Raw genomic sequence first — 23118 nt, 5'->3', positions numbered from 1 at the left:
ATACGGACGGCCTGCGCAGGTGACAGAGCACGACGTGCCGGGAGCTCGCTCCCGGTGTCCACGCCCTGGCCCTGCGCCGGGGCGTTTTTTCGTTCCCGGCCAGCCCGGGGGTCTCACTCGTGAAGGACCGGAAGGAGACCCATGGCGCGGCCAGACAAGGCAGCAGCCGTCGCGGAGGTCGTTGACTCGTTCAACTCCTCCGCAGGCGCTGTGCTGACCGACTACCGCGGTCTCACCGTGAAGGAGCTGCAGGAACTGCGGCGCTCCCTCGGCGAGAACGCCAACTACGCCGTGGTCAAGAACACGCTCGCCCAGATCGCCGCCCGGGAGGTGGGCATCGGTGACTTCGATGACCTGCTCACGGGGCCGACCGCCATCGCCTTCATCAACGGCGACGTGGTCGAGGCGGCCAAGGGCCTGCGTGACTTTGCCAAGGCGAACCCCGCCCTGATCATCAAGGGCGGGATCCTCGACGGTGCGTTCCTCGACGCGAAGGAGGTCGGCAAGCTCGCCGACCTCGAGTCGCGTGAGGTGCTCATGGGCAAGCTGGCCGGCGCGATGCTGGCCTCGCTCACCCAGACCGTCCAGCTGCTCAACGCCCCGATCTCGCAGGCCGCCCGGCTCACCGGCGCCCTGCAGGCGAAGGCCGAGCAGGACCCCTCGATCCTCGCAGGTGGTGCCGGTGCTCCCGCTCCGGCCGAGAGCTCTGCCGAGGAGGCCCCGGAGGCACCCGCCGACGAGGCCGTCGACGCCTGACCCCAGGCACCACCTGAAAACCAGGCCCCCGCAGACGGGGCCGACAACGGAAAGGTTCAGCCATCATGGCGAAGCTCAGCACTGACGAGCTGCTCGAGGCGTTCAAGGAGATGACGCTCATCGAGCTCTCCGAGTTCGTGAAGCAGTTCGAGGAGACCTTCGGCGTCACCGCCGCCGCCCCGGTCGCCGTCGCGGCCGCCCCCGCCGCCGGCGGCGCCGCCGGTGGCGCGGAGGAGTCGGCCGAGCAGGACGAGTTCGACGTCGTCCTCGAGGCCGCCGGTGACAAGAAGATCAACGTCATCAAGGAGGTGCGCGCCCTCACCAGCCTCGGCCTGAAGGAGGCCAAGGAGCTGGTCGAGGCCGCCCCGAAGCCGGTCCTGGAGAAGGTCGACAAGGCCGCCGCGGAGAAGGCCAAGGAGTCCCTCGAGGGCGCCGGCGCCACCGTCACCCTGAAGTGACACCTGCCGGGAGCACCGCTCCCTGAGGCACCCGACGGGGTGGCCGACCCACGAGGGTCGGCCACCCCGTCGTCGATTTCGGGCACCACCGGTCCGGGTGGCGGATCGCAGGTTACCGAGGGGTGACTTGTCCGCAATTGCCGCGTAACTTACTCGCCAGTCGGGCGTTGACCCTACGGTTGCCGCAGTGAGACTCGAAGCTCCTGTCAGGTACGAGTCCACGTAAGAGAGGGAGTGCGACGCCATGGGCGTGGAGATCCAGATCGACCAGCTGACGAAGTCGTTCGGCAAGCAGCTGATCTGGGGAGACGTGACCCTGACCGTCCCCGCCGGCGAGATCTGCGTGATGCTCGGCCCCTCCGGCACCGGCAAGTCGGTGCTGCTCAAGACGCTGATCGGGCTGCTCAAGCCGGACAAGGGCTCGGTGGTCATCGAGGGCACCGACATCGCCTCCTGCCCGGAGAAGGACCTCTACGAGATCCGCAAGCTGTTCGGCGTGCTGTTCCAGGACGGCGCGATGTTCGGCTCTATGAACCTCTACGACAACGTCGCCTTCCCCCTGCGTGAGCACACCAGGAAGACCGAGTCCGAGGTGCGCGACGTCGTCATGGAGAAGATGGACCTGGTCGGCCTCATCGGCGCCGAGGACAAGCTGCCCGGCGAGATCTCCGGCGGCATGCGCAAGCGGGCCGGCCTGGCCAGGGCGCTGGTGCTCGACCCGCAGATCGTGCTCTTCGACGAGCCGGACTCCGGCTTGGACCCGGTCCGCACCTCGTTCCTGAACCAGCTGATCATCGATCTCAACGCGCAGACCGACGCGACCTTCCTCATCGTCACCCACGACATCAACACCGCGCGGACGGTGCCCGACAACATCGGGCTGCTCTACCACAAGCACCTCGCGATGTTCGGTCCGCGAGAGATGCTGCTCTCCTCGGAGGAGCCGGTGGTGCGGCAGTTCCTCAACGCCCAACGGGTGGGCCCGATCGGCATGTCCGAGGAGAAGGACGCCGACGAGCTGGCGGCCGAGCAGGGCCAGGACCTGCCGCCGCTGCCACCGATCCCGCTCCAGCAGGAGCCCTCCAACGGCATCCCGCGACGCGGCCAGCGGCCGCCCGGCGAGTGGTGCCGCGAGAACGGCGTCACACCGCCCGACGGGTCCTTCGAGTCCACCAACGCCGGCATCGCCGTCTGAGCCGCGGATGTCCTCCATCACCGCCTCTCGGGCGCTCGCCCCGATCGGCACCGCGGGCAAGCTGTTCGCCTTCGGTCTCGACGTCGGCCGGGCGCTCTTCCGCCGACCCTTCCAGCTGCGGGAGTTCCTCCAGCAGGCCTGGTTCATCGCGTCGGTCACGATCGTGCCCACCGCCCTGGTCGCGATCCCCTTCGGCGCGGTCATCGCGCTGCAGGTCGGCGGCCTGATCAAGCAGTTCGGTGCCCAGTCGTTCACCGGCTCGGCCTCGGTCCTGGCGGTGGTCCGGGAGGCGGGGCCGATTGCGACGTCCCTGCTGATCGCGGGGGCGGGCGGCTCGGCGATCGCGGCCGACCTCGGCGCCCGCAAGATCCGCGAGGAGCTCGACGCCATGATGGTGCTCGGGATCGACCCGATCCAACGGCTGGTGGTGCCGCGGGTGCTGGCCTGCATGCTGGTCGCGGTGTTCCTCAACGGCCTGGTCTCGGTCGTGGGTGTCGCCGGCGGCTACGTCTTCAACGTGGTGCTGCAGGACGGCACACCAGGGGCCTATTTGGCGAGCTTCACCGCGCTCGCACAGCTACCCGATCTCTGGCAGGGCATGGCCAAGGCCCTGATCTTCGGTCTGATCGCCGCGATCGTCGCCTGCTACATGGGCATGAACGCCGGCGGCGGGCCCAAGGGGGTCGGTGACGCGGTGAACGAGTCCGTGGTCATCACCTTCCTGCTGCTGTTCGTCGTCAACTTCGTCATGAGCGCGATCTACTTCCAGCTCGTGCCACCGAAGACAGGTTGACGCCCATGTCGAACCTGCGAGCGGTCGTGGACCGCCCCATGAAGATGCTCGACACGCTGGGCGAGCAGCTCTCCTTCTACCTGACCGCACTGGCGTGGACCCCGCGCACGGTCCGTCGGTACAAGAAGGAGGTGCTCCGCATCCTGGCCGAGGTCACCCTCGGCTCCGGGGCGCTGGCCGTCATCGGCGGCACCGTCGGCGTCATCACCGCGCTGTCGTTCTTCACCGGCACCGAGGTCGGGCTGCAGGGCTACGCGGCGCTGAACCAGATCGGCACCGCGGCGTTCTCCGGCTTCGTCTCCGCCTACTTCAACACCCGCGAGATCGCCCCGCTGGTGGCCGGCATCGCGCTGGCCGCCACCGTCGGCTGCGGCTTCACCGCCCAGCTCGGCGCGATGCGGATCTCCGAGGAGATCGACGCCCTCGAGGTCATGGCGATCCCGTCGCTCCCGTTCCTGGTCACCACCCGGATCATCGGCGGGCTGATCGCGGTGGTCCCGCTGTACGTCGTCGGCCTGCTGTCGTCGTACTTCGCGACGCGGCTCACGGTGACCCAGTTCTTCGGCCAGAGCTCGGGCACCTACGACCACTACTTCAACCAGTTCCTGCCACCGGGAGACGTGCTGTGGTCGTTCGGCAAGGTGCTGGTCTTCGCGGTCACTGTGATCCTCATCCACTGCTACCACGGCTACACCGCGAGCGGCGGGCCGGCGGGCGTGGGAGTCGCCGTCGGGCGTGCGGTGCGGACCTCGATCGTGGCGATCAACGTCATCGACCTGTTCCTGTCCATGGCCATCTGGGGCACGACGACCACGGTCAGATTGGCGGGGTGAGGACATGAAGACCATTCTGGGAAGCCACAAGCTCATCGGCATCGTGTTCGTCGCGCTGCTGGCCAGCGGGATCTGGCTCACGGGCGCCATCTTCAACAAGACCTTCGTCGACTACGACGAGGTCGCGCTGGAGACCTCGAGCATCGGGCTGCAGATGCCGGCCCGCGCGGACGTCAAGATCCGGGGCGTCCAGGTCGGCGAGGTGCTCGACTTCGACGCCTCCGGCGAGGGCGCGACGATGACGCTGGGGCTCTACCCGGAGAAGACCGGGACGATCCCCAAGAACGTCACCGCGCGGATCGAGCCGAAGACCCTGTTCGGCGAGAAGTACGTCGCGCTCCAGGTGCCCGACCAGCCCTCGGACGAGTCCATCCGGGCGGGCGACCGGATCACCCAGACGGCGCTCTCGACCGAGGTGGAGCAGACCCTCAACGACCTGTACCCGTTGCTGCGCGCGGTGCAGCCGGCCGAGGTGAACACGACGCTGAACGCCCTGGCCACCGCCCTCGAGGGCCGCGGCGAGAAGATCGGCGAGAACCTCGAGACGCTCGACTCCTACCTCAAGCGGATGAACCCCGAGCTGCCGGCGCTGGTGCAGAACCTCAAGCTCCTCGGGCGCACCTCGGACCTGTACGCCGACGTGCTCCCGGAGATCGCGACCACGCTGCGCAACTCGGTCAAGACCGGCAACACCCTGGTCTCCCGGGAGCAGAAGCTGAACGCGCTGTTCCAGGACGTCCGCGGCTTCGCCAACACCACGCGGGTGTTCCTCGACGAGAACGAGCGGAACCTGATCCGGGTCAGCGAGCTCGGCTCGGCCCAGCTGCGGGTGTTCGCGAAGTACGCCCCCGAGTTCCCCTGCCTGACCGGCGGCATCGTCAACGCGGGCAAGCTGCAGGCCGAGGCCTTCCGTGGCTTCACCCTGCACATCAACCTGGAGATCCTGCCCAACCAGCCGCGCGCCTACGGCCCGCAGGACCAGCCCCGGTTCGGCGACAAGCGCGGCCCCTACTGCGGCAAGCTGCCCAACCCGCCGTACAACCAGAAGAACATCGCGCCCTACCCGGGCAACCCCGACGACGGCGTCGACGAGCCGACCGGCAAGGGCACCAACCGGGCCGGCACCGGCTTCGACTCGGTCACCGCCGCGCCGGGCACGGTCGGGGAGTACGACATGGTGCGCGGCCTGCTGGCCGCCTCGTCCGGGCGCCCGTCCTCGGAGGTGTCCGACCTGAGCGTGATGCTGCTGGCCCCGATGATGCGCGGAGGCGAGGTGACCCTGCGATGAGCCTGCTCGACAAGAAGACCACCGGCGACGCCGCCAAGCTGCTGGTGTTCATGCTGGTCACCATCGTCGCCACCGGCCTGCTCGTGGTGACGATCGGGAACATCTCGTTCTCCCCGAGCCGGGAGTACAAGGCCGAGTTCGCCGAGGCCACGGGAGTGGTCAAGGGCGACGACATCCGGATCGCCGGCGTCAAGGTCGGCAGCGTCAAGGACGTCGAGATCGTCGACCGGACCCGGGCCCTGGTCACCTTCGACGTCGACACCGAGGCCTCGGTGACCCAGGCCACGCACGCCCAGATCCGCTACCGCAACCTGGTCGGGCAGCGCTACATCTCGCTGAGCCAGCGCGGAGAGGGGAGCGAGCGGCTCGACGAGGGCACCACGATCCCGGTCGGCCAGACGTCCCCCGCCCTGGACCTGACCGTGCTCTTCAACGGCTTCAAGCCGCTGTTCCAGGCGCTCTCGCCGCAGGACATCAACCAGCTCTCGTTCGAGCTGATCCAGGTGTTCCAGGGCGAGGGCGGCACCCTCGAGGGGCTGCTCGGGCACACCGCGTCGGTCACCTCGACGCTCGCCGAGCGGGACCAGGTCATCGGCGACCTGATCGACAACCTCAACGAGGTGCTGGAGACCATCGGCGACCGCGACGAGGAGCTGTCGGAGCTGATCATCAGCCTGCGCGACCTCGTCGGGGGCCTCGCCGACGATCGCGACCCGATCCTCGACTCGCTCGACTCGATCTCCGACCTCTCGGTGGAGACCGCCGGGCTGCTCAAGGGGATCCGGAAGCCGCTGATCAACGACGTCAAGCAGCTGCGGAAGGTCGCCGGCAACGTCGCCGACAACCGCGGAGAGCTGGACCGGGCCCTCCAGGTGCTGCCGATCAAGCTCAACAAGGTCGGCCGGACCGCGATCTACGGCTCGTGGTTCAACTTCTACCTGTGCAACTTCACGGGGACCGTCCAGGTGGGCGACCTGCCGCAGCAGAAGATCGACTACCAGCCCGGATCGGACAGGTGTTCGCTGCCATGAGTCTTCCCTTCCGAGAGCGCAACCCGGTCATCATCGGGGCGGTCAGCCTGGCCGCGATCGCGGCGCTGATCCTGACCGCCTTCCGGGCCGACGACCTGCCGGTCATCGGCGGCGGCGACACCTACTACGCGGCGTTCAGCGAGGCCGGCGGCCTCAAGGCCAACGACGAGGTCCGGGTGGCCGGCGTCCGGGTCGGCAAGGTCAACGCCGTCGAGCTCGACGGCGACCAGGTGAAGGTCACGTTCAAGGTCGACGGCAAGGTCGACTTCGGCCCCGACACCCGCGCCGAGATCAAGGTCAAGACCCTGCTGGGGTCGATGTTCCTGGCGCTGGTGCCGGCCGGGGGCGGCCAGCTCGAGGAGGAGTCGGTGATCCCCGTCTCGCGCACCTCCTCGCCGTACGACGTCGTGGAGGCGTTCGAGGGTCTCGCGGAGACCTCCGACAGCATCGACACCGACCAGCTCGCCGAGTCTCTGCGGACGATGGCGGACCTGACCCGGGACACCCCGGAGGAGTTCCGCAAGGCGCTCAAGGGCGTCTCGGCGCTCTCGGCGAACCTCGCCGCCCGCGACGAGCAGATCAACACCCTCCTCGGGAACCTGCAGAAGGTCTCCAGCGTCCTCGGGGACCGGGACGACGACATCATCCGGCTCATGAAGGACGCCGACGTGCTGTTCCGGGCGCTGGTCGCCCGGCGGGACTCGATCCACGACCTGCTGGTCTCGACCAGCCAGATGTCCAAGGAGCTGACCGCCCTGATCCGCGGCACCCGGTCCGACCTCAAGCCGGCGCTCACCGAGCTCGACACGGTGGTGAACACCCTGCTGAAGAACCAGGACAACCTCGACGAGAGCCTGCGGCTGATGGCGCCGTTCTACCGGGTCTTCGCCAACACCCTCGGCAACGGTCCGTGGTTCGACACCTACATCATCAACTTCCCGCCGGCCCCGGAGGTGAACTGAGATGTCCCTCCTGAGGAAGCTCGTCGTCCCCCTGGTCATCGGGGCGCTGCTGGTCGCGGCCGCCTTCACGATGTTCGGAGGCGAGGACCGCAAGCAGCTGACCGCGTCGTTCCCACGGACCGTGTCGGTCTACGAGGGCTCGGAGGTGCGGATCCTCGGCGTGCCCGTGGGTCAGATCGACACCGTCGAGCCGAACGGCACCACCGTGACGGTGACGATGTCCTACGACGCCGAGGTGCAGGTCCCCGAGGAGGCGAAGGCGGTCATCATCAGCCCGAGCGTCGTGGGCGACCGCTTCGTGCAGCTGACCCCGGCCTACTCCGGCGGCCCGGTGCTGGAGGACGGCGCCACGCTGGACACCGACCGGACCTCGACGCCGCTCGAGCTCGACGAGATCTACCAGAGCCTCGACGACCTCACCGTCGCGGTCGGGCCGGACGGCGCCAACAGCGAGGGCGCGCTGAGCGACCTGCTGATCAGCACCGCGGACAACTTCGGCGGTCAGGGTGAGCAGTTCAACACCACCCTGAAGAACCTCGGCAAGCTCACCGGCACGCTCGACAACAACAAGGAGGAGCTCTTCGGCACCGCCCGGGAGCTGGACCGGTTCGTCGGCACGCTGGCCAACAACGACAAGGTCGTGCGCGACTTCAACGACGCGATGTCGTCGGTCTCGGACCTGCTGGCGGGGGAGCGCCAGGAGCTGGCCGCCTCACTGGACAACCTGGGGACCGCGCTCGGCGAGGTCAAGCGGTTCGTCGAGGACAACAAGGCACTGCTGAGCAAGAACATCAAGGGCCTGAACCGGGTGACCAAGACACTGGTCAAGCGGCGCGGGGAGCTCAAGGAGATCCTGAACGTCGCCCCGCTGGCCCTCAACAACCTGGCCCTGACCTACAACCCGCAGGCCGGCACGCTCGACACGGCCTCCAACATCGACAACGGGGCGGACCTGCTCGTGAGCGACCCCGGGCTGCTGCTGTGCGGCGTGGTCGGCTCGACCGACAGCTCGGGCGAGGTCTGCGACGCCATCCAGACGGCGCTGCCCCGCACCTCGCCCTTCGGGTCGCCGACCGTCGAGGACGAGACCTTCCGCATGCTCCTGGGGGTGGCCCGATGAAGGCCGTGCGTACGATCGTGGCGCTCTGCGCGGTGCTGCTCCTGAGCGCCTGTGACTTCTCCGTCTACAAGCTGCCGCTGCCCGGCGGCGCGGACACGGGGGAGGACCCGATGGTGGTGACCGTCGAGTTCCCGGACGTGCTCGACCTGGTGCCGCAGTCGACGGTCAAGGTCGACGACGTCACGGTCGGCAAGGTCACCGACATCGTCCTCACCGACTACCAGGCCGAGGTCGAGCTGACCATCCGCAACGACGTGGGGCTGCCGGCGAACACGCTCGCCGAGATCCGTCAGACCAGCCTCCTCGGCGAGAAGTTCGTCTCGCTCAGCGAGCCGGAGCAGCCCAGCTCCGAGCCGCTGGAGGACGGCGCCCGGATCGGTCTGGAGAGCACCAACCGCAACCCGGAGGTCGAGGAGGTGCTCGGTGCGCTGAGCCTGCTCCTCAACGGCGGCGGCGTCGGGCAGCTCAAGACGATCGCCGCGGAGCTGAACCTGGCCCTCGAGGGGCGCGAGGGCAGCGCCCGGTCGGTGCTCAACCAGCTCCGGATCTTCACCAAGGAGCTGGACGACAACAAAGCCGGGATCGTCACCGCGATCGAGCGGGTGAACCGGCTCTCGGTCACCGCCAACAAGCAGAGCGGCGCCATCGAGTCCGCGCTCGACGAGCTCCCGCAGGCGCTCGACTCGCTGGACGGCCAGCGCGCCGACCTGGTGCGGATGCTGAAGTCGCTCAACCGTCTGGGCGACGTCGGCACCGAGGTCATCGGCGCGTCGAAGGAGGCCACCATCGAGGCGCTGACCCGGCTCCAGCCGGTGCTGACGCAGCTCGCCGCCTCGGGCGACGACTTCGTCAACGCGTTCAACGTCTTCCTCACCTACCCGTTCGTGGACGAGGTGGTCGGCCGCGACCCGAACGTCGCCCGCAACCTGCACTTCGGCGACTACACGAACCTCTCGGTGAAGATGGACGTCAAGCTCGAGGGTGGTGGCGGCGGCGGGGGCCCGATCCCCGACCCGGCGGACGAGTGCGTGCGGCTCGGCGACCTCCCCGACACGGGGCCGATCGCCGACACCGACCTCGAGAACCTCTGCGAGGGCGCGATCGACAAGATCAACAAGTGCTTCGACAACCCCAACGTCAAGAACTGCGGCAACCTGCCTGGTGACCTGGTGAAGGACGTCTGCAAGAACGCCGTGAACCTGCCCGGTCTCTGCGGGGACGGCGGCGGTGGCGGCGGTGGCGGCGGCGGTGGCGGGGGCGGCCTCCCCGACCTCCCGGACCTCCCCGGGCTCGGTAGGCCCGGCTTCGGCCCGACCACCGACCTCGCCGACCTGATGGACGACTACGACCCGGTGCTCGTGGGTCTGCTGCTGCCGGGGGTGGCCGAATGATCACGCGTCGTACCAAGGTCCAGCTGCTGTTCTTCGTGTTGATCACGCTGATCGGCGTCAGCTACGTCGGTGCCCGCTACGCGCGGCTCGACCGGCTGGTGCTGGACAACAGCTACACGGTGGTGGCCCACTTCCCGGACTCCGGCGGCATCTTCACCGGCGCCGGGGTCACCTACCGGGGCGTCACGATCGGTCAGGTCAGCCGCATGGACCTGACCGACCAGGGCGTCGACGTGCACCTCGACATCGAGAACGACTGGGACGAGATCCCGGCCGAGACGGTGGCGCTGGTCGCGAACAAGTCGGCCGTCGGCGAGCAGTACGTCGACCTGCAGCCCAAGGTCGACGAGGGCCCGTTCCTCGACGACGACTCCGAGATCGAGCAGGTCGACACCCGGATCCCGATCCCGACCGCCAAGCTGCTCGAGGACATCTCCACCACGGTGGCCGACGTCGACAAGGACGCACTGCGCACGGTCGTGAGCGAGTTCGGGCTCGCCTTCGACGGCACCGGCGAGAGCCTCGGCCAGATCATCGACACCTCCAACTCGTTCATCGAGACCGCGAACGAGAACTTCGACGTCACCAGGTCGCTGATCCGCGACGGCAACGTCGTGCTGCGCACGCAGCTCGACAAGGCGTCCGCGATCCGCAACTTCTCCACCCAGCTGGCGAAGTTCAGCACCACGGTGGCCGCCTCGGACAAGGACATCCGCAAGGTCATCGACGCCGGCTCCCCGGCCGCCAACGAGCTGCGCCGGTTCATCGACGACAACGACGTCGAGCTGGCCTCGCTGATCAACAACCTGGTGACCACCGGCGAGATCGTGGTCGAGCACCTCGACGGCATCGAGCAGCTGCTGGTGCTCTACCCCTACGTGGTCGAGGGCGGCTTCACCGTCGTCTCCAAGGACCCGCAGACCGGGAAGTTCGACGCCCACTTCGGCCTCATCGACACCGCCCACGAGCTCTGCCACCGCGGCTACGACGAGAACGCCGACAAGCGCGGCCCGCAGAACCTCGGCGACCGACCGCTGCCGACCGACGTGCGCTGCGCGGAGTCGCCGGCCGAGTCCAACCCGCGAGGTGCCCAGAACGCTCCCCGGGCCGCCGCGGACTACGACGCACCGGTGGCCTACGTCGACCGGGAGACCGGCGAGGTCTCCTGGCTGGACTCCATGCCGGGCTTGCAGGTGCCGGGTAGCGTCGCGCCGCGCACCTCGACCGGGGTGGCACTGGACCGGGAGGAGTCGTGGAAGTGGGCACTGCTCCAGCCCCTGACCGCGGCGCCGAAGTGAGCGGGGCGGACCAGGGGGCCATGAACGAGACCGGACCGGGCGGCACCGACGCCCGGCGGGCCCCGCTGCGCGCCGTCCTCACGATCGTCCTGGCCCTCGCCCTGGTGGCCGGGCTGGTCTGGCTGGCCGTCGGCATCGCCGCCCGGGCCGGCGACCCGGCCGCCTCGCAGCGGCAGCAGGACCGGGACGCCGTGATGCTCCGGGCCCGGGAGTACGTCGCCGCCGCCTGGAACTACGGCACCTCGGACCTCGACGACGACCAGGTGCTCACCTCCTACCGCGAGCGGGTCACGCCGCTGATCACGACCACCTTCCGCACCGAGTTCGAGAAGTCGGCGCCGGTGCTCGACCAGCTGGTCGCCGAGCAGGGCTTCGCCCGCCAGACCACCGTCGACCACCTCGGCGTGGAGAGCATCGACGCGGACTCCGCCCAGGTGATCGTCAACGGCGAGATCACCGAGTCGCAGGAGGAGAACTCGGTCCGGCCGACGCCGTTCTTCTGGCTGCTGGACCTCGAGAAGGTCGACGGCACCTGGCTGGTCGCCGACCTCGACGGATACCAGGGGGAGGGCCGATGAGCGCGAGCTGGTACGACGTGCTCGGCGTCGCCCCCGACGCCGGGTCCGAGGAGATCCGCGCGGCGTGGAAGGCCTCGATCTCCGACCTCGACCCGACCGACCGTCGGTTCGCGCTCTACAACGAGGCGGCCGGGGTGCTGCTGGACCCCGACCGGCGGGCGGCGTACGACGCCGGGTCGGTCGCTGCCGCGCCCGGCGCACCCGCCGCTGCCGTCGACGAGCCGGCGGCCGCGGAGCCCGCCGTCGACGAGCCCGCTGCCGACGAGCCTGCACCGGACGGACCGGCACCCGACCAGACCACCGCCGTCGGGGCTGCCCCCGCGGCCGGGGACCGGTCCGGTCGGCTGGGTCGGCTCGCCCGCCGGGTGCCGCGTGCCGCGGCCCTGCCCGTGCGGGCTCTGGTCGCGCTCGCGGTGCTGGTCGCGCTCGTGCTCGGCGCCGCGACCTGGCTGCAGCTGACCACGGTGGACTCCGAGGCGGTCGAGGCGTCGCTGTCCGACGCCCGGGAGGCCGCCGAGGCCGGCCTGCCGAAGGTCTTCACCTACGACTACCGCTTCCCCGACCGGGACCGGGACCAGGCGGCCCGGGTGCTGACGGGGGACCTGCGCACCGACTACGAGGACCTCTGGGACGACGCGATCGGGCCCAACCTCGAGCGCACCAAGGGCACCGCGACCTCCGAGGTGGTCGGGAGCGGCGCCGTCCGCACGTCCGGCGAGGGCGACCGGGCCGAGATCCTGGTCGTCCTCAACACGGTCACCTCCAACGCCAACCAGGAGCAGCAGGTCACGCTGGGCCTGACGGTGACGATGGTCGAGCGCGAGGGCGACTGGCTGATCGAGAAGATCGACGGCTGGGACCCCGAGGTGGCGGGCGAGGGTGCCGAGGACCCCACTGAGGACCCCACTGGGGACCCCACGGAGGGCCCCGAGAAGGACACCCAGGACGACCCGTCGGAGGACGCGGAGACTCCCTGAGCCCACCGCCGGGGCCACGCCCGGGCGGGTGCGGTGCTTGACCTGCGCCCCCGCGGGGTTCATGATCGTCGCCAGCGACGGGCTTCGCGTTCGAGAAACCCGGGCCGCGGGTTTGAGCCGCGCGCCTATTTCCGCTAGGCTCCTTCTTTGCGTCCGCCCTCAAATGCTTCCTGCCTGCCCGGTGGCTGGTTTGTGGTGGGTCGACGACTCCTCCAGAGCGAACCCTGAAGAAGGACACCTCTTGGCCGCGCGCAGCACCGCTGGAAACTCCCGTCGCATCTCGTTCGCGAAGATCACCGAACCCCTCGAAGTACCCAAGCTCCTCGCCCTCCAGACCGACAGCTTCGACTGGCTGGTGGGCAACGAGAAGTGGGAGGCCGAGGTCCAGCGCAGGACCGACGCCGGCGAGGACGTCTCGAGCAAGTCGGGGCTCACCGAGATCTTCGAGGAGATCTCCCCCATCGAGGACTTCTCCGAGACGATGTCGCTCTCGTTCGAGAACCCCCTCTTCTACGACCCCAAGTACACCGCGGAGGAGTGCAAGGAGAAGGACTTCACCTACTCCGCCCCGCTGTACGTCTCGGCCGAGTTCACCAACAACGACACCGGTGAGATCAAGGGCCAGACCGTGTTCATGGGCGAGTTCCCGCTCATGACCGACAAGGGCACCTTCATCATCAACGGCACCGAGCGGGTCGTGGTCTCCCAGCTGGTGCGCTCCCCGGGCGTCTACTTCGAGCGGTCCGCGGACAAGACCTCCGACAAGGACATCTACACCGCCAAGGTGATCCCCTCGCGCGGCGCCTGGCTCGAGTTCGAGATCGACAAGCGCGACCTGGTCGGCGTCCGCCTCGACCGCAAGCGCAAGCAGAACGTCACCGTCCTGCTCAAGGCGCTCCAGGCCGTGGCCGAGGAGATCGGCGAGGAGTTCGACTACGACGCGGTGATGGCCGAGCTGCGCACCTACGAGTCGATCCAGATCACCGAGGAGAAGGACAACACCCAGGGGCCGGACGACGCGCTGCTGGACATCTACCGCAAGCTCCGCCCGGGCGAACCGCCCACGCGTGAGGCCGCGCTGACGCTGTTGAAGAACTACTACTTCAACCCCAAGCGCTACGACCTGGCCAAGGTCGGCCGGTACAAGATCAACAAGAAGCTCGGCGTGCACGAGGCCTTCGACCAGCAGACGCTGACGATCGCCGACATCGTCGCGAGCATCCGCTACATCGTCCGGCTGCACAACGGTGACGACCTGCTCACCGACCGTGAGGGCACGGTGCTCAAGGACGGCGACGGCAAGGACATGGAGGTCCGCGCCGACGACATCGACCACTTCGGCAACCGGCGCATGCGCACGGTCGGCGAGCTGATCCAGAACCAGCTCCGCACCGGCCTGGCCCGCATGGAGCGGGTGGTCCGCGAGCGGATGACCACCCAGGACGTCGAGGCGATCACGCCGCAGTCGCTGATCAACATCCGGCCCGTGGTGGCGGCGCTGAAGGAGTTCTTCGGGACCTCCCAGCTCTCGCAGTTCATGGACCAGACGAACCCGATCGCCGGGCTCACCCACAAGCGCCGCCTCTCCGCGCTCGGCCCCGGGGGTCTCTCCCGCGACCGCGCCGGCATGGAGGTCCGCGACGTCCACACCTCGCACTACGGCCGGATGTGCCCGATCGAGACCCCGGAGGGCCCGAACATCGGCCTGATCGGGTCGCTGGCCTCGTACGGCCGGATCAACCCGTTCGGCTTCGTCGAGACGCCGTACCGCCGGGTGAGCAAGGGCAAGGTGACCGACCGGGTCGACTACCTCACCGCCGACGACGAGGACAAGTACGTCATCGCGCAGGCCAACGCCGCCCTCGACAAGAACAACCGCTTCGTCGAGGAGCGGGTGCTGGTCCGCCAGCGGCACGGCGAGGTCTCCGAGATCCTCGCCGAAGAGGTCGACTACATGGACGTCTCGCCGCGCCAGATGGTGTCGGTGGCGACCGCGCTGATCCCGTTCCTCGAGCACGACGACGCCAACCGAGCGCTCATGGGCGCCAACATGCAGCGCCAGGCCGTGCCGCTCATCAAGAGCGACTCGCCGCTGGTGGGCACCGGCATGGAGTACCGCGCCGCCGTCGACGCCGGTGACGTGGTCACCGCGACCAGCGCCGGCGTGGTCAAGGACGTCTCGGCCGACCTGGTCGAGGTCATGAACGACGACGGCACCTACACCTCCTACCGGATGGCGAAGTTCCGCCGGTCCAACCAGGGCACCTGCATCAACCAGCGTCCGCTGGTCGCCGAGGGCGCCCGGGTGGAGGTCGGCTCGCCGATCGCCGACGGGCCGTGCACCGACGACGCCGAGATGGCGCTGGGCACCAACCTCCTCGTGGCCTTCATGCCGTGGCAGGGCCACAACTACGAGGACGCGATCATCCTGAGCCAGCGCCTGGTCCAGGAGGACGTTCTCACCTCGATCCACATCGAGGAGCACGAGGTCGACGCCCGCGACACCAAGCTCGGCCCCGAGGAGATCACCCGGGACATCCCGAACGTCTCCGAGGAGATGCTCGCCGACCTCGACGAGCGGGGCATCATCCGCATCGGCGCCGAGGTCACCACCGGCGACATCCTGGTCGGCAAGGTCACGCCCAAGGGCGAGACCGAGCTGACCCCCGAGGAGCGGCTGCTGCGCGCGATCTTCGGCGAGAAGGCCCGTGAGGTCCGCGACACCTCGATGAAGGTCCCGCACGGCGAGTCCGGCACCGTCATCGGCGTCCGGGTCTTCGACCGCGAGGACGGCGACGAGCTGCCCCCGGGCGTCAACCAGCTGGTGCGCGTGTACGTCGCGCAGAAGCGCAAGATCTCCGTGGGTGACAAGCTCGCCGGCCGGCACGGCAACAAGGGCGTCATCGCGAAGATCCTGCCCGTCGAGGACATGCCGTTCATGGAGGACGGCACCCCGGTCGACGTCGTGCTCAACCCGCTGGGTGTGCCGCGACGGATGAACATCGGCCAGATCCTCGAGCTGCACCTGGGCTGGCTGGCCAAGCAGGGCTGGGACATCAACCTCCACGAGGACAAGGACGACGCCGACTGGAAGCAGCGGCTCATGTCGATCCACGTCGACAAGGCCGAGGCGGACACCAAGGTCGCCACCCCGGTCTTCGACGGTGCTCGCGAGGACGAGATCACCGGGCTGCTGGGGTCCACGCACCCCAACCGCGACGGTGTGCGGATGATCGGCGACGACGGCAAGGCCGACCTGTTCGACGGCCGCTCCGGCGAGCCGTTCCCGGACCCGGTCTCGGTGGGCTACATGTACATCCTCAAGCTCCACCACCTCGTCGACGACAAGATCCACGCCCGCTCCACCGGGCCCTACTCGATGATCACGCAGCAGCCCCTGGGCGGTAAGGCCCAGTTCGGCGGCCAGCGGTTCGGCGAGATGGAGGTCTGGGCGATGGAGGCGTACGGCGCCGCCTACGCCCTCCAGGAGCTGCTGACGATCAAGTCCGACGACGTCCCCGGCCGGGTGAAGGTCTACGAGGCGATCGTGAAGGGCGAGAACATCCCCGACTCCGGCATCCCCGAGTCGTTCAAGGTGCTCGTCAAGGAGATGCAGTCGCTCTGCCTCAACGTGGAGGTGCTGTCGCAGGACGGCTCCGCCATCGAGATGCGTGACGCGGAGGAGGACGTCTTCCGTGCCGCCGAGGAGCTCGGCATCGACCTGTCCCGGCGCGAGCCGAGCTCGGTCGAAGAAGTCTGAGGTCGAGCCCGGTGGTCGAGAGCCGGTCGCAGTGCGACCTCCTCGACCACCGGGCCGCCCCGGTCCCCCGCCTCTAGCAGCAAACGAACCGAAGGAATTGAAGCCAACGTGCTTGACGTGAACTTCTTCGACCAGCTTCAGATCGGCCTGGCCACCGCGGAGGACATCCGCGGGTGGAGCCACGGCGAGGTCAAGAAGCCGGAGACCATCAACTACCGCACGCTCAAGCCGGAGCGTGACGGCCTCTTCTGCGAGAAGATCTTCGGTCCCACCCGGGACTGGGAGTGCTACTGCGGGAAGTACAAGCGGGTCCGCTTCAAGGGCATCATCTGCGAGCGCTGCGGCGTCGAGGTGACCCGGTCCAAGGTGCGCCGTGAGCGCATGGGCCACATCGAGCTGGCCGCGCCGGTGACCCACATCTGGTACTTCAAGGGTGTGCCGAGCCGGCTCGGCTATCTGCTGGACCTGGCGCCGAAGGACCTCGAGAAGGTCATCTACTTCGCCGCCTACATGATCACCGCCGTCGACGAGGACGCCCGGCACCGGGACCTGTCCTCGCTCGAGGGCAAGGTCGACCTGGAGCGCAAGCGCCTCGAGGGCCGTCGCGACACCTCCATCGAGGACCGCGCCAAGAAGCTCGAGGAGGACCTCGCCACGCTCGAGGCCGAGGGCGCCAAGGCCGACCAGCGCCGCAAGGTCAAGGACGGCGCCGAGCGGGAGATGAAGCAGCTGCGCGACCGCGCGCAGCGCGAGATCGACCGGCTCGACGAGGTCTGGAGCACCTTCAAGTCGCTCAAGATCCAGGACCTCCTCGGCGACGAGATGCTCTACCGCGAGATGAAGATGTGGTTCGGCAAGTACTTCGAGGGCCACATGGGCGCCGCGGCGATCCAGAAGCGCCTCCAGGGCTTCGACGTCGAGGCCGAGGTCGAGTCGCTCCGCGAGACGATCGCGACCGGCAAGGGCCAGCGCAAGGTCCGTGCCCTCAAGCGGCTCAAGGTCGTCGACGCGTTCCGCAAGACGGGCAACCAGCCCCAGGGCATGGTCCTGGACGCGGTCCCGGTCATCCCGCCGGACCTGCGCCCGATGGTGCAGCTCGACGGTGGCCGGTTCGCGACCTCCGACCTCAACGACCTGTACCGGCGCGTGATCAACCGGAACAACCGGCTCAAGCGGCTGCTCGACCTCGGCGCGCCCGAGATCATCGTCAACAACGAGAAGCGGATGCTCCAGGAGGCCGTCGACTCGCTGTTCGACAACGGCCGTCGCGGCCGTCCGGTCACCGGACCGGGCAACCGGCCGCTGAAGTCGCTCTCGGACATGCTGAAGGGCAAGCAGGGCCGGTTCCGTCAGAACCTGCTCGGCAAGCGCGTCGACTACTCGGGCCGCTCGGTGATCGTCTCGGGTCCGCAGCTGAAGCTGCACCAGTGCGGCCTGCCCAAGCAGATGGCGCTGGAGCTCTTCAAGCCGTTCGTGATGAAGCGCCTGGTCGACCTCTCGCACGCGCAGAACATCAAGTCCGCCAAGCGGATGGTCGAGCGCGCGCGCCCGGTCGTGTGGGACGTCCTCGAGGAGGTCATCACCGAGCACCCGGTGCTGCTGAACCGGGCACCCACGCTGCACCGGCTCGGCATCCAGGCGTTCGAGCCCCAGCTGATCGAGGGCAAGGCCATCCAGATCCACCCGCTCGTCTGCTCGGCGTTCAACGCCGACTTCGACGGCGACCAGATGGCCGTCCACCTGCCGCTCTCCGCGGAGGCGCAGGCCGAGGCCCGGATCCTGATGCTGTCGACGAACAACATCCTGAAGCCGTCGGACGGCCGTCCCGTGACCATGCCCACCCAGGACATGATCATCGGCCTGTTCTTCCTCACCACCGACCGCGACGGCGAGCCCGGCGAGGGCCGCGGGTTCGGGTCGCAGGCCGAGGCGATCATGGCCTTCGACCACCGCGAGATCACCCTGCAGTCGAAGATCTCGCTGCGCGTCGACGGGGAGACCCTCGAGACCACGCTGGGCCGCTCGCTGTTCAACGATGCCCTGCCGGCGAACTACCCCTACGTCAACTTCGAGGTGGGCAAGAAGCAGCTCGGCACGATCGTCAACGACCTGGCCGAGCGCTACACCAAGGTCGAGGTGGCCGCCTCGCTGGACGCCCTGAAGGACACCGGCTTCCACTGGGCCACCCGGTCCGGGGTCACGGTCTCGATCGACGACGTGACCACGCCGGCCAACAAGGTCGGCCTGCTCGCCGAGTACGAGGAGAAGGCCGCCAAGATCCAGAAGCAGTTCGAGCGCGGCCTGGTCACCGACGACGAGCGTCGCCAGGAGCTCATCGAGATCTGGACCGAGGCCTCCAAGAAGGTCGGCGACGCCATGGAGGAGACCTTCGACCGGACGAACCCGATCTACATGATGGTCGTCTCCGGCGCCTCCGGAAACATGAACCAGATCCGTCAGGTCGGCGCCATGCGTGGCCTGGTGGCCAACCCCAAGGGCGAGATCATCCCGCGGCCGATCAAGGCGAACTTCCGCGAGGGTCTCTCCGTGCTGGAGTACTTCATCTCCACCCACGGTGCCCGCAAGGGTCTGGCCGACACCGCGCTGCGGACCGCCGACTCCGGGTACCTCACCCGGCGCCTGGTGGACGTCTCGCAGGACGTCATCATCCGAGAGGACGACTGCGGCACCGAGCGGGGCATGCCGAAGACCATCGGCGTGCGCAGCGAGAGCGGTCTGGTCACCAAGGACGACAACGCCGAGACCGCGGCGTACGCCCGGACCGCGGCCACCGAGGTCACCCACCCGGAGACGGGTGAGGTGCTCGCGGCCGCCGGCGAGGACCTGGGCGACGTCAAGATCGCCGAGCTCGTCGCCGCCGGGATCACCGAGGTCAAGGTCCGCTCGGTCCTGACCTGTGACGCCCGCACCGGCACCTGCGCCAAGTGCTACGGCCGCTCGCTGGCCACCGGCCTGCTGGTCGACATCGGTGAGGCGGTCGGCATCATCGCCGCCCAGTCCATCGGTGAGCCCGGCACGCAGCTGACGATGCGGACCTTCCACACCGGTGGTGTGGCCTCCGCGGACGACATCACCCAGGGTCTGCCCCGCGTGGTGGAGCTCTTCGAGGCGCGTCAGCCCAAGGGTCTGGCGCCGATCTCGGAGGTCGCCGGTCGGGTGGAGATCGAGGAGGGTGACAAGGCCCGCAAGATCCTGGTCACCCCCGACGACGGCTCCGAGGTCATGGAGTACCCGGTCTCGCGGCGCTCCCGCCTCCAGGTCGCCGACGGCGACCACGTCGAGGTCGGCGAGCAGTTCACGCAGGGCACGCCGGACCCCAAGGAGGTCCTGCGCATCCTGGGTGTCCGCAAGGCGCAGCAGCACCTGGTGGACGAGGTACAGAACGTGTACCGCAGCCAGGGCGTGTCGATCCACGACAAGCACATCGAGATCATCGTCCGGCAGATGCTGCGCCGGGTGACGGTCATCGAGTCGGGCGAGACCAACCTGCTCCCCTCCGACCTGGTCGACCGGGTGCGCTTCGAGGAGGAGAACCGCCGGGTGCTCTCCGAGGGCGGCAAGCCGGCCTCGGGTCGTCCCGAGCTGATGGGCATCACCAAGGCCTCCCTGGCGACCGAGTCGTGGCTCTCCGCCGCCTCGTTCCAGGAGACCACCCGGGTGCTCACCGACGCGGCGATCCACGGCCGCAGCGACTCGCTGCGGGGCCTGAAGGAGAACGTGATCATCGGCAAGCTGATCCCGGCGGGCACCGGCCTCGAGCGGTACCGCAACATCCGGGTGGAGCCCACCGAGGAGGCCCGCGCGGCGGCGTACTCCGTCACCGGCTACGACTCCTACGACTACGACTTCGGCAGCGCCGGTGGTCAGGCCGTGGCCCTGGACGACTTCGACTTCGGGTCGTACCAGAACTGATCCACCACGATCGAGTGCTCAGGCGGTCGCCCAGGCGGCCGCCTGAGCACTCGACTCACCCCTCAGAGGGCGTCTACCGGGCCGTCAACGGCCTCGGTCGCGGCCTGCTCGCCGCCCTCGACGTGGACCTGCACGGTGCCGGCATCGGCAACATCCCCCGCACCGGGCCGGTCCTGCTGGCGTCCAACCACGTCGGCTACCTCGACTTCGTCCTGCTGGAGCGGGCGGCCGTCGAGCGCGGGCGCTTCGTGCGCTTCCTGTGCCGCCACGACGTCTGGGACGCCCCCGGACCGGTCGGCTGGGCCATGGACCGGATGGGCCACGTCCCGGTGGACCGTGCGGCTCCGGCCGGCGCCTACCTCACCGCCCGGAGCCGGCTGCGGTCCGGGGACGCGGTGTGCGTCTTCCCCGAGGCCGGGATCTCGTGGTCCTGGACGGTGCGCTCACTGATGCCCGGCGTCGCGGCCCTGGCCCGGGAGACCGGCGTCCCGATCGTGCCGGCCGCCGTGTGGGGGTCCCAGCGGATCTACACCGTCGGCGCCGAGGTCGACGGTCGACCGCCCGGCCCCGACTGGACCCGCGGCCGGCCGGTCGACCTGGCCTTCGGCGAGCCGATCCCGGTCGCCGCGACCGACGACCTGACCGCCACCACCCGACACCTCGGTGCCGTCCTGACCGGGATGCTGGAGGACCTCCAGACCCGGCCGCGGCACCGGCCCCGGCCGGGTGAGCACGCGCCGTGGTACCCCGCCCACCTCGGCGGCGACGCCCCCACGCGGCTGGCGGCGCGTGAGCTCGACAGCGTGCCGCGCAGCGCGGTCACGCCGACGTGGGGGCCGCTTCCCGCCGACGCCTGAGCCAGCCGACCGGGTCGACGACGTTCCGGAGCCGGTCCGAGACCGGTGGCCAGGCCAGCACCAGCGCCACCGCGACACCCAGGACGCTCAGCACCGCGAACGAGAGGTTCGGATACCTCTCGGAGAAGCCGACCCAGCCGGCGAACTCCAGGCCGCGGACCACGAAGCCGTGGAACAGGTAGACCACGATCGACGCCGAGCCGAGCCGGGTGAACCACGACGCCGCCGTCGGGATCAGCGACAGCGCCCCCACGGTCCCGATGACGCCGGCGCCGAGCACCGCCAGCCGGACCGCCAGGCCGGCCTCGTCGGAGAAGCCGAGCTCGGAGTAGGGCCGGTCGTAGTAGAGGAAGGCCGAGCGGGCCAGGTCGTCGGTGTGGCCGGCCAGCACCCACAGCCAGGCCAGCCCGGCGACGCCGACGGCGCGGGCCCACCAGGTCGTGAGCGCGGCCAGGTGCCGGCGCTCGAGGTGCAGCCCGATCACGAAGAACGGCAGCAGCCCGAGGATCCGGGGCACGGCGAGCAGGTCGAACTCGAGGCTGCCGGCGAGCAGGCTGATCGGCACCGACAGCGGGACGAACACCCAGTGCCGCTTCAGGACCGGGGTCGCCAGGCGCCAGACGGCGACCGTGAGGAGGTACCACATCGTCCAGTGCGGCTGCAGGAGCAGCGGGCCGTCCTCGCGCTGGCCGAACGCCACCCGGAAGTAGTAGAGCGCCGGCTCGAAGATCAGGTACGGCACCAGCAGCGTGGTCACCAGCGCGGTCAGGTGCCGGCGGGTCCACTCGAAGCTCCGGGAGAGGTGCCCGGTGACCAGCACGAACGCCGGGATGTGCCAGACGTAGAGGAAGTCGTAGGCGTGGTCGCTCGCGCCGCCCAGCGCCAGCTGCCCCCACATGTGGCCGACGACGACGAACGTCACCAGGGCCATCTTGACGTTGTCCAGCCAGGGGTCGCGAGGCACCGCGACACGGTAGCGCAGCCGGTTCGCGGGGTCCTCCTAGACTCCGGTGGCATGGGTCGACTGCCGAGACGTCAGCGGGTGGCGGCGTACGCCGTCATCATCCGGGACGACGCGATCCTGCTCTCGCGGCTGGCCCCACGGATCTCCAGCACGCCGCTGTGGACCCTGCCCGGCGGCGGTCTCGACCACGGCGAGAACCCGGCGGTCGCGGTGGTGCGCGAGGTGCACGAGGAGACCGGGCTGCGGGCCACGGTGGCGGCGCAGGCGCGGGTCTACTCCCGGCACAACCCGCGGGCCACCCAGGGCCAGCGGCCGGCGGACTACCACGCGCTCCAGATCGTCTACGAGGGCTGGGTCCCGGCCGACTCCCCGGACCCGCACGTCGTGGAGGTGGACGGGTCGACGGCCGAGGCCGCCTGGCTGCCGCTGGCCGACGTGCTCGACGGCACGGTGCCGGTCACCGCGCTGGTCGCCGAGGCGCTGGCCGAGCACCGGCACGCGCGGCTGCAGCGGGTCGCGGCCTACGCCGTGGTCCGGCGCGGCACGGACCTGCTGCTCACCCGGGTCTCGGCGCGTGGTCACCAGCCCGGCGCCTGGACGCTGCCCGGTGGTGGTGTCGACCACGGGGAGACCCCGGCCGCGGCCCTCGCCCGGGAGGTCCGGGAGGAGTGCGGTCTCGACGTGGAGGTCGGCGACCTGCTCGACGTGCACGACGTGCACCTGGTCGGCACCGCCCCGTCCGGACAGACGCAGGACTACCACGGCGTGCACCTGATCTTCGCCGGCACCGCGCCCCCCGACGCCGTACCCCGGGTGGACGAGGTCGGCGGCACCACGGACGCCGCGGCCTGGGTGCCGGTCGACGACGTGGTGGAGGGCCGGGTCGCGGTCCTCGACGTGGTCAGGCACGCGCTGGGACTGTGA

At 69.4% G+C, this 23118-nt stretch carries 18 protein-coding genes; 17 read left to right on the top strand and 1 reads right to left on the bottom strand.

Going from position 1 to position 23118, the window contains the following annotated elements; genetic code table 11:
- Positions 1–141: 141 nt before the first annotated feature.
- The 16 genes from rplJ to IE331_RS13940 all read left to right on the top strand — a co-directional run bounded on the left by rplJ (position 142) and on the right by IE331_RS13940 (position 21230).
- Positions 142–756, top strand: a complete 615-nt coding sequence (rplJ, locus tag IE331_RS14015) for a 50S ribosomal protein L10 (protein ID WP_192144092.1) — start codon at positions 142–144, stop codon at positions 754–756.
- Between the two features lie 65 nt (positions 757–821).
- Entirely contained in the window at positions 822–1214 is a 393-nt protein-coding gene (gene rplL, locus IE331_RS14010; protein ID WP_192144091.1) for a 50S ribosomal protein L7/L12, read from the top strand.
- 244 nt (positions 1215–1458) lie between these two features.
- A complete protein-coding gene (locus tag IE331_RS14005; protein WP_192144090.1) occupies positions 1459–2409 on the top strand; it encodes an ABC transporter ATP-binding protein in 951 nt (316 codons plus the stop codon).
- A 7-nt stretch (positions 2410–2416) separates the two neighbouring features.
- Positions 2417–3202, top strand: a complete 786-nt coding sequence (locus IE331_RS14000) for an MlaE family ABC transporter permease (RefSeq protein WP_192144089.1) — start codon at positions 2417–2419, stop codon at positions 3200–3202.
- Positions 3203–3207: 5 nt separating this feature from the next.
- Positions 3208–4035 (top strand): MlaE family ABC transporter permease, encoded by an 828-nt coding sequence (locus IE331_RS13995; RefSeq protein ID WP_192144088.1) that lies wholly within the window; start codon positions 3208–3210, stop codon positions 4033–4035.
- A 4-nt stretch (positions 4036–4039) separates the two neighbouring features.
- Positions 4040–5323 (top strand): MCE family protein, encoded by a 1284-nt coding sequence (locus IE331_RS13990; protein WP_192144087.1) that lies wholly within the window; start codon positions 4040–4042, stop codon positions 5321–5323.
- Positions 5320–6354 (top strand): MCE family protein, encoded by a 1035-nt coding sequence (locus IE331_RS13985; protein ID WP_192144086.1) that lies wholly within the window; start codon positions 5320–5322, stop codon positions 6352–6354. The genes IE331_RS13990 and IE331_RS13985 overlap by 4 nt, the downstream gene beginning before the upstream one ends.
- A complete protein-coding gene (locus IE331_RS13980; protein ID WP_192144085.1) occupies positions 6351–7316 on the top strand; it encodes an MCE family protein in 966 nt (321 codons plus the stop codon). Before IE331_RS13985 ends, IE331_RS13980 begins: the two co-directional genes overlap by 4 nt.
- A gap of 1 nt (position 7317) precedes the next feature.
- Positions 7318–8436 carry an MCE family protein gene (locus IE331_RS13975; RefSeq protein ID WP_192144084.1) on the top strand — a complete coding sequence of 373 codons (1119 nt, stop codon included), beginning with the start codon at positions 7318–7320 and terminating at the stop codon, positions 8434–8436.
- Positions 8433–9827, top strand: coding sequence for an MCE family protein (locus IE331_RS13970; RefSeq protein ID WP_192144083.1), 1395 nt, complete (start codon positions 8433–8435; stop codon positions 9825–9827). Before IE331_RS13975 ends, IE331_RS13970 begins: the two co-directional genes overlap by 4 nt.
- Positions 9824–11125, top strand: coding sequence for an MCE family protein (locus IE331_RS13965; RefSeq protein ID WP_192144082.1), 1302 nt, complete (start codon positions 9824–9826; stop codon positions 11123–11125). The genes IE331_RS13970 and IE331_RS13965 overlap by 4 nt, the downstream gene beginning before the upstream one ends.
- Positions 11126–11145: 20 nt before the next feature.
- The gene (locus IE331_RS13960) at positions 11146–11703 is read left to right on the top strand and encodes a hypothetical protein (RefSeq protein ID WP_192144081.1); all 558 of its coding nucleotides are present in this window, start codon (positions 11146–11148) and stop codon (positions 11701–11703) included.
- On the top strand, positions 11700–12680 hold the full coding sequence (locus tag IE331_RS13955) for a J domain-containing protein (protein ID WP_192144080.1): 981 nt from the start codon (positions 11700–11702) through the stop codon (positions 12678–12680). The genes IE331_RS13960 and IE331_RS13955 overlap by 4 nt, the downstream gene beginning before the upstream one ends.
- Before the next feature lie 241 nt (positions 12681–12921).
- Positions 12922–16440, top strand: a complete 3519-nt coding sequence (gene rpoB, locus IE331_RS13950; protein ID WP_225580159.1) for a DNA-directed RNA polymerase subunit beta — start codon at positions 12922–12924, stop codon at positions 16438–16440.
- A 108-nt stretch (positions 16441–16548) separates the two neighbouring features.
- On the top strand, positions 16549–20373 hold the full coding sequence (locus IE331_RS13945) for a DNA-directed RNA polymerase subunit beta' (RefSeq protein ID WP_192144078.1): 3825 nt from the start codon (positions 16549–16551) through the stop codon (positions 20371–20373).
- 14 nt (positions 20374–20387) lie between these two features.
- Positions 20388–21230: a lysophospholipid acyltransferase family protein gene (locus IE331_RS13940; protein WP_192144077.1), complete on the top strand. Its 843-nt coding sequence runs from the start codon at positions 20388–20390 to the stop codon at positions 21228–21230.
- On the opposite strand, the gene IE331_RS13935 is transcribed toward IE331_RS13940, so the two are convergent.
- On the bottom strand, positions 21193–22194 hold the full coding sequence (locus IE331_RS13935) for an acyltransferase family protein (RefSeq protein ID WP_192144076.1): 1002 nt from the start codon (positions 22192–22194) through the stop codon (positions 21193–21195). The genes IE331_RS13940 and IE331_RS13935 overlap by 38 nt on opposite strands.
- Positions 22195–22245: 51 nt before the next feature.
- Here IE331_RS13935 and IE331_RS13930 point away from each other — a divergent pair, with 51 nt between their 5' ends.
- Complete coding sequence (locus tag IE331_RS13930) at positions 22246–23118, top strand: NUDIX domain-containing protein (RefSeq protein WP_192144075.1); 873 nt, start codon at positions 22246–22248, stop codon at positions 23116–23118.

The sequence above is a fragment of the Nocardioides donggukensis genome (genome assembly GCF_014842875.1).
Classification (GTDB): domain Bacteria; phylum Actinomycetota; class Actinomycetes; order Propionibacteriales; family Nocardioidaceae; genus Nocardioides; species Nocardioides donggukensis.
This window is presented reverse-complemented; position numbering and strand designations above follow the sequence as displayed.